Genomic DNA, 5,735 nt, shown 5'->3' with positions numbered 1-5,735 from the left:
TCTGTTCCTTCACCTGGTTTTTCCGGATCTTTATCTGTATCTTTTTTATTTGTAATTTGAAGCTTTACAACTTCAATTTTTTCATTAGAAATCGTAAATTTCATTTCCTTATCGGATAAAGTATATCCTTCTGGCGCTTGGATTTCTTTTAAAGTGTAATCTCCTGGTTCTAACTTCTTAGAAGTCGCTTTACCGCTCTTATTTGTTGTTAATGTGTCGATTTTTATTCCGTCTTTCCAAATTTCAAACACTGCGCCTGCTAATGTTTTATTTGTATTATTAGCATCTACCTTTGTAATTTCTAATTGACCTGTAATTTCTTCTTTTACTTTTTCATTCATAACTTCTTGTTTTACTACTTCGTTCGCTACAACATTTACTTCTACTGTTACTTCTAACGCCTTATAACCTTCCGGCGCTTTCGTTTCTTCTAACGTATACTTTCCTGGCACTAAGCTTTCGAATTTCACAACGCCGTCTTTATTCGTTGTTTTCGCTTCTCCAACTACTTGATCAGCTTCGTTCTTTAATTTAAATTCCGCACCTGCTAGAACTTTTCCACTCTCTGCATCCTTTTTGATTACTTGTAAGCTTCCTAGTTCTTTTGCGTTTTCTATTTGTACTTCTACTACTTTGTCTGCTTCCACAACGACTTCAATTTCTTCTTTTAACAACTTATATCCTTGTGGTGCTTTCGTTTCTTTTAATTTGTATGTTCCTGGCTCTAATTTCTGAGAAATTACTTTACCAGTTTTATCTGTTCGTAACGTATCTACTTTTTTACCATCCTTATACACTTCGAATTCTGCATCTGATAATACTTTCGTTTTATCTTGAGCATCTACTTTTACGATTTCGAATTGCCCAAGGCTCTTACCGTTCGTTACTTTTACATCAATAACTTTTTCACCGTCAACTGTTACATGAATTATTTGTTTTGTTAACTCATAACCTTCTGGTGCTTTTGTTTCTTCTAACGTATATTCACCTGGCACAAGTCCGTCTACCTTAACCGTTCCAGACTTATCTGTTGTAATTCCTTCTTTTACAACATTTCCTTTCGCATCTTTCAATGTAAATTCTGCGCCTACTAAGCGTTTCGTTTGATCTTTATCATCCATTTTAATAATTTGTAGAGAACCTAAGATTTTTTCGTTTTCTGCCTCTACTTTTACTACTTCTTTCTCATTTTGAATTGTTACTTTCCATTCTTTATTTGAAAGTTTGTAGCCCGCTGGTGCTTTCGTTTCTTTCACTGTGTATTCACCTAGCGGTAATTTCGGTGACATCACTTTTCCACTCTCATCTGTTTTCAGTTCCGCTACCTTTTTACCATCTTTATACACTTCGAATTCTGCACCTGATAACAATTTCGTTTTATCATTCGCATCTACTTTCACGATTTCGAATTGACCCATTACTTTTTCATTCATGACTTCTTGTTTTACTACTTCGTTCGCTACAACGTTCACTTCTACTGTCACTTCTAGCGTTTTATAACCTTCCGGCGCTTTCGTTTCCTCTAACGTGTACTTTCCTGGCACTAAGCTTTCGAATTTCACAACACCGTCTTTATTCGTTGTTTTCGCTTCTCCAACTACTTGACCAGCTTCATTTTTCAGTTTAAATTCTGCACCTGCTAGAACTTTTCCACTCTCCGAATCCTTTTTGATTACTTGTAAGCTTCCTAGTTCTTTTGCGTTTTCTACTTGTACTTCTACTACTTTGTTTGCTTCCACAACGACTTCAATTTCTTCTTTTAGCAATTTATATCCTTGTGGTGCTTTCGTTTCTTTTAATGTGTATGTTCCTGGTTCTAATTTCTGAGAAATTACTTTACCAGTTTTATCTGTTCGTAACGTATCTACTTTCTTGCTGTCTTTATACACTTCGAATTCTGCGTCTGATAATACTTTCGTTTTATCTTCCGCATCTACTTTCACAATTTCGAATTGACCTGTTACTTTTTCGGGGATCTTTTTATTCACCACATCTACAGTCACTACTTTATTAGCCTTTACATCAACAGAAACTGAACTAGATGATAATTCATATCCTTTCGGTGCTTCTACTTCTTTTAATGTATAGCTTCCAACTGGAAGTTGTTTCGATAAGGCTTCGCCTTTATCACCTGTAACAATTGTTTCCACAACATTACCATCTTTATCGATAACATCAAATTTTGCACCTGGCAGAAGTTGACCAGATTCACTATCTTTTTTCAATAATTTAAATTGGCCATTCTCTACTTTTTTCGTATTCTTCATAACAAGTTCAATTACGTTTGTATTATCAATTGTTACTTTGACTGGTGTATCAACTTTTATATATCCTTCTGGTGCATTTATTTCTTTTACAAAATAGTCACCAAGTGGTAAATCTTTAACTTCCGCAATACCCTTTTCGTTTGTTGTAACAGTAGCCACAACGTTATTATCTTTGTCTATAACATCAAATTTTGCGTCTTTTAAAACAATGTTTTCATCGTTTTCATCAACTTTTTTAATTTGTAAATGTCCTTTTTCAGCTGCTGGTTTATTCCATTTTGGCCAGTTAAATTTAAAGTTATGAACCTCAAAACCATCTCTTTGGTGTAATCCTCCAACATAGGCTTGTCCATTAATAGAACCACCTTTTGTTTCTACAACTGCATTAGGTGCAAACACACTACCTACTACACCATAACCTTTAGTTGTTATCTTTGTAGCATTAGGAAATACCCAAATTACCTTACTAGCTAACTCAGTAAAAGATGAATTAGGGTCATATGCTTGAGATGTATTAATTAAATCCGTCGCCATCCCAGTATTTCTTGTATCATACAAAATTGCACCGCCACCAAAACTCACTTCTTCTGCATCTGAATAAATAACAATAAAATCTTTATTCTCTACATTCGGAAGAAAAACGTCTTTTACATCGAATGCTTTCTTTCCCGTCTGACCTGAAGAGACATAAATATTAGGGTTGTTTGCATCTTCACCGATTCCAAAGCTCATATTAGGTTTTGGCTTATCAGTGTGTAGTTTACTTGCATCCCCAATTACACCATCAACGTCTTTTCTAAATTCTTTAAACTTAGCATCAATCTCCGCTTGCTCTTCATAAGAGATACGGTCATATGATGTTTTCATCGCGCCATCTGGGTCACCGTCTTTTGTCATCGCCACTGTTCCATCTTGAATAATTACCTGTCCTGCTCCAGCTTTCGTAAATTGACCGCCTAGTAATAATGATGGATATCCTTCATCTACCCAAGTTTCTCCAGCTAAGTTATTTGCTCCAGTTGCAGCCGCTACGACTGTATAACTTGATGCTTTCATATTTTTCTGAACAGCCATCGCACCTTCAATATCAGCACTCGTTGCACTATGATCTCCAAAAATGATGGCGTTGTAATAAGATACATCACCTAAACCTTTTAACTCTGTTGTAGCTGCCTCTGCTTTAAATGGTAAATGGATTAAAAAATTCATACATATTAGTAATACAACTATTAAACTACTACTTAACTTTTTAATTTTTTGATTAAATGATTTCCTCAAGAAATTCATTCCCCCTTTTAAACTTCCTAAAATCACAAAAAGAAGTACATTTCATATGTACCAGGTCTTACTCACATTAACTTAAAATAATCCATTTAAATACAACAAAGGAACGCTACAACTACTTAATAAAATTACTACAATTCATTTTTGAAATAATACGTGAACTAAACTGTCATGCGGAAATACTTTTACGTATGGGAGCCCAATAAAATTAATCTGAAGAATATTTCATGTGGTGTAACTATTTTGACAACATCCTTCACTTTACATTAGTTTTCTAAAGGATTCAAGTGAATTGTATAGATTTCATACACAATTCACATTTTAAAACGTTTTCATTCATTTTAATAAGCTCAACAAAAAACGTAGCCAAAAAGCTACGTTTTTCTTTCATCGTTTCGGTGTATTTTTATGATTCTTCAAAAACGGAAGCGGGAACTGCTTACGGAAATGCTCTTTAATCATGTACTCTACACCGTTTTCACTATTTGAACGTGTAATCCAATCGGCTGCTTGCTTTAATTCTACAGGCGAGTTCCCCATCGCTACCCCAAGTCCCACGTTTTCAATAACCTCTAAATCTTCCATACTATCTCCAATCGCAACCATTTCATTTAGCGAAATATTTAAATGCTCTCCAAGCAATTGTAACCCGCGTAACTTTGATACATTTTGCGGTAAAATTTCTATTCGTTTTGAATCACATTCAACATACTCTACATCTTGGAACGCTTTTCTTAATGTATTTAGCCCGCGTTCTTTTTCACCTTTAGTTTGGAAAAGAACATCAATTTTTGGCGCCGCTACCGGATGGTCACGAAGCGCGTCACCTAACGAATCTACAAATTGAACTGGATAAAATAACGGATCTGCGCTTGATAATACAGTGCGCGCAATTAAGTTTGGTGTATTTCTCTCACGATTTCCTATCGAAAACCGTTCATGAGAAATACGTACGTTACAATCAAAGTGCTCTAACACTTGCACAATGTTAAAAGTCTTCTCTTCAGACAATCTTCTTTGAACGTACGGCTTATCTAACGTTGCTGAAACGAAAGCACCACCATGTGTCACTAATATAGAATCTAATTTTAACGCCTTTGCTACTTTATGAGCGGATTGAAAATTACGACTCGTAAATAACGTAACGTATACATCTTTTCTTTTCACAAATTCAATTGTTTCTCTTAATCCTTTTGCAATTTTTCCATTGTTGTATAGTAATGTCCCATCTATATTAAGAGCTAGTAAGCGATAAATCATGTCGCACTCCCCCTCTTCGCTGTTGTACTCTATCCATAATTTATGAAATAAATGTAGCAAATAGAACGAGTTAGAATTACTACTGAAAATTTGGTTTACTATATACATATACACTTAGCAAAGGAGATAGTACAATGCAGGCACCTCCTTCTTTTTATGAAGGCGATACGTTAGAAGTCGCAAAAAAATTACTCGGGCAAAAACTTGTTCATATTGTAGACGGAATAAAGCGAAGCGGAATCATTGTAGAAGTAGAAGCATATAAAGGCCCAGATGATAAGGCCGCACATAGTTATGGAGGCAGACGGACAGATCGCACAGAAGTTATGTTTGGTGCACCAGGGCATGCTTACGTATATTTAATTTACGGTATGTATCATTGCTTTAACGTTATTACAGCGCCAGTGGGCACCCCACAAGGTGTTCTCATTCGAGCCCTTGAGCCGGTAGATGGAATAGAAGAAATAAAACTAGCGCGCTACAATAAGACCGAAATTACAAAAGCGCAGTACAAAAATTTAACGAACGGTCCTGGCAAACTATGCCGTGCACTTGGCATCACTTTAAAAGAACGCGGTGTATCGTTACAAAGTGATACGTTACATATTGAATTAGTTCCAAAAGAAGAACACATATCATTACAATATAAAATAACAGCAGGACCTCGTATTAATATCGACTATGCAGAAGAAGCTGTACACTATCCGTGGCGTTTTTATTATGAGGGACATCCGTTTGTTTCAAAAAAATAAGCGATATCAACAATTTTTCAAATATATCTATCGTAACTTACAATATATCAACGATTTTTCGAATATATCTATCGTAACTTACAATATATCCACGATTTTTCAAATATATCTATCGTAACTTACAATATATCCACGATTTTTCAAATATATCTATCGTAACTTACAATATATC

Annotated in this window: 3 protein-coding genes; 1 reads left to right on the top strand and 2 read right to left on the bottom strand. The window is 35.2% G+C overall.

From position 1 onward, the window contains the following. Together MR107_RS29035 and MR107_RS29030 are read right to left on the bottom strand one after the other, a co-directional pair. On the bottom strand, positions 1-3,545 hold a 3,545-nt coding region (locus tag MR107_RS29035), incomplete at its 3' end, for an MSCRAMM family protein (protein ID WP_242293075.1). 393 nt (positions 3,546-3,938) lie between these two features. Further along, complete coding sequence (locus MR107_RS29030) at positions 3,939-4,811, bottom strand: Cof-type HAD-IIB family hydrolase (protein WP_000640431.1); 873 nt, start codon at positions 4,809-4,811, stop codon at positions 3,939-3,941. Between the two features lie 134 nt (positions 4,812-4,945). Here MR107_RS29030 and MR107_RS29025 point away from each other — a divergent pair, with 134 nt between their 5' ends. After that, positions 4,946-5,563: a DNA-3-methyladenine glycosylase gene (locus MR107_RS29025; protein ID WP_001148796.1), complete on the top strand. Its 618-nt coding sequence runs from the start codon at positions 4,946-4,948 to the stop codon at positions 5,561-5,563. Positions 5,564-5,735: the final 172 nt, after the last annotated feature.

This window comes from Bacillus cereus group sp. BfR-BA-01441 (assembly GCF_022663075.1).
GTDB classification, from domain to species: domain Bacteria; phylum Bacillota; class Bacilli; order Bacillales; family Bacillaceae_G; genus Bacillus_A; species Bacillus_A cereus.
Note: the sequence above shows the minus strand (reverse complement) of the source record. Positions and strands in the feature narration are given on the sequence as shown.

Coding starts and splice junctions, on each gene's coding strand:
- MR107_RS29030 (WP_000640431.1), bottom strand. CDS start 4,811: ATGATTTATCGCTTACTAGCTCTTAATATAGATGGGACATTACTATAC.
- MR107_RS29025 (WP_001148796.1), top strand. CDS start 4,946: ATGCAGGCACCTCCTTCTTTTTATGAAGGCGATACGTTAGAAGTCGCA.